The organism is Psychrobacter piechaudii (assembly GCF_900162825.1).
GTDB lineage: Bacteria > Pseudomonadota > Gammaproteobacteria > Pseudomonadales > Moraxellaceae > Psychrobacter > Psychrobacter piechaudii.
In genome coordinates, this window is sequence record NZ_FUGE01000232.1 from 1 (window position 1) to 525 (window position 525).

Here is a 525-nt window from a genome sequence, read left to right on the forward strand (position 1 = left end):
ACAAAGCCATACGCCAAGCCCATCATGAATGAATACTTTTAGGCGTGTGCCTGCTTTGTTGTAAAACAGGTAGGCACAGTGAGGGCGAATGCTTTGGTGCTCGGTGAGGATGTAGGCCAGTAGTTTGCCACTACCACATCGCATGTCCATGGGCATGGTGGATAGCCAGATGTGAGTGATGGGTATCATTGCAGCCCTCGTAGTAGGTCAATCAAGCTTTGAGTGTCTATTTGGGCAATGTTGAGGCTTATCGTCCCAGATGCTCGAGCTGTGATTTGCAGTTTGATGTTTTGTATGACGGAGGCTGAGCCTAGATGCGCACCTTCAGGCGCAAGATGGATTGGGATAAAGTGCGGGTTTGGATCATGAGGACTGTTTATAGTACCAGGTAATGTGTCAGCTTGAGTCTGCGTGCGCTGATACTGACGTTTCCAGTTATGTAGAAGGTTTTGGTTGATGCCATGCTCTCGAGCGATACTGGCAATTGATTGACCTGAGTCTGTCGCTTCTTTTACTAAAAGCGCT

Annotated in this window: 2 protein-coding genes; both read right to left on the minus strand. The window is 48.2% G+C overall.

The window, feature by feature from the left end:
* Positions 1–189: IS66 family insertion sequence element accessory protein TnpB (gene tnpB, locus A1019T_RS11985; RefSeq protein ID WP_143514142.1), on the minus strand; the 189-nt coding region annotated here is incomplete at its 3' end.
* Positions 186–525 (minus strand): IS66 family insertion sequence element accessory protein TnpA (gene tnpA, locus A1019T_RS11990; RefSeq protein WP_077451878.1); only part of this gene is annotated, 340 nt, incomplete at its 5' end. The genes tnpA and tnpB, both read right to left, overlap by 4 nt.